The sequence below is a fragment of the Actinoplanes sp. NPDC051851 genome, from assembly GCF_040681165.1.
GTDB lineage: Bacteria > Actinomycetota > Actinomycetes > Mycobacteriales > Micromonosporaceae > Actinoplanes.
This window is the reverse complement of record NZ_JBFAYF010000167.1, coordinates 1-1,496: the sequence shown is the minus strand read 5'-3', so window position 1 is coordinate 1,496 and position 1,496 is coordinate 1. Positions and strand designations below refer to the sequence as shown.

Annotated in this window: 1 protein-coding gene; it reads left to right on the top strand. The window is 64.6% G+C overall.

Going from position 1 to position 1,496, the window contains the following annotated elements; genetic code table 11:
• The first annotated feature begins 56 nt into the window (after positions 1-56).
• Positions 57-1,133 carry a transposase gene (locus tag AB0M08_RS47475; protein WP_364508955.1) on the top strand — a complete coding sequence of 359 codons (1,077 nt, stop codon included), beginning with the start codon at positions 57-59 and terminating at the stop codon, positions 1,131-1,133.
• Positions 1,134-1,496 lie beyond the last annotated feature (363 nt).

The following is a 1,496-nucleotide window of genomic DNA, read 5'->3' as shown; positions in this document are numbered from 1 at the left end:
CACCCAACGGTCCGGCCATCTGATCACTAGTCATGGTCACTTGTGTACTCCTCGACATGGAAGCCGATCAATTACACAGACCATCAGACACGCCCCCCGGCTACGCCCGCCGGCTGCTGCACCTGCTCACCCCGGACATGCTGGTCCTGGCCGATCGAGGATTCGACGGCAATGCCTTCCTGGCCCAGATCGCCGCCACCGGAGCACAGTTCCTGGTCCGGATCGCCAGTAACCGCCGGCCCCGGGTACACACCACGCTGCCCGACGGCTCTTACCTGACCCGCTTCGATGACCTGCGACTACGCATCATCGAAGCAACGATCACCACCACCGCGATCGACGGCAGCACGATCACCGCCCGCTACCGGCTGGCGACCACACTGCTCGACCACCAGACCCACCCCGCCACAACGCTGATGCAGCTCTACCACGAACGCTGGGAGATCGAATCAGCGTTCTACGCACTCAAACACACCCTGTTCACCGGCCGGGTCCTGCGCTCAGGCACCCCCTCCGGACTGCAACAGGAACTCTGGGCCCTGCTCACCCTCTACCAGATGATCCGCGCCGCGATCGTCGAAGCAGCCGAACACCTACCCGGCACCGACCCCGACCGGTCCAGCTTCACCAAAGCCCTGGAAAACGCCCGCAACCAGGTCATAAACGCCGCCGGTATCCTTCACGCCCACCACGAACCCACCCTGATCGGCACCGACAGCCGCAACACGCTATCCGAACGCCGAGACCGCCTCAGCAAACGCAAGGTCAAATGCGCGACCTCGCGTTACGCCAGCACATCCCGCAACGACCCCCGACCCGCCACCAGCACTCCCGTCACCAGCCGCACCTACACCATCCACACCCGCACCCACACCCCGAAACCAGCCACCCGCAGCCGGCCCCACCACCGCAGACCCCCCGGCGCACTGTCCCAAACCATCCTCGACTACCTGAAAAACACCCCCGACCAGCCACGAAGCATCCGCGACATCGCCACACACGCCAACCTCGACTACCGAAAAGCCCGCAACAAACTCCACGACATGGTCAAACACCACTACATCACCAGACCCCACCGAGGCCACTTCACCGCATCACCCACAAGAGCGATGACAACCCACCAAAACCCTTAACTGCGTGGCCTTGCAATCGGACGGCCCGAGGCACCCCGGATCGCCAGCCGACCACACTGAGGCACCCCGGATCGCCAGCCGATCGCCAGCCGATCGCCAGCCGTTCGCCCCCGGGCACGCGGCCGTGTCCCGATACCGCTCCTGGAGTGCGTGAGCGGACGCCGCGGTGGCCGAAGACGTTCCCGCGACGACCGGTGGCGGCGCTCCGGCCGGAACGCCGCCACCGGGGCCGATCAGAAGGTGAACTGGTTGCCGTAGTCGCGGGTGTGGGGACTGTACAAATAACGGTGTAACTCCTGATCAAGGAGACGCATCTGATGACCATGACAACTGACGCCGTGGATACTGCCGCGGTGGCGAAGA

Excerpts from the sequence above, each read along its gene's own strand:
- AB0M08_RS47475 (WP_364508955.1), top strand. The coding sequence starts at position 57 with ATGGAAGCCGATCAATTACACAGACCATCAGACACGCCCCCCGGCTAC.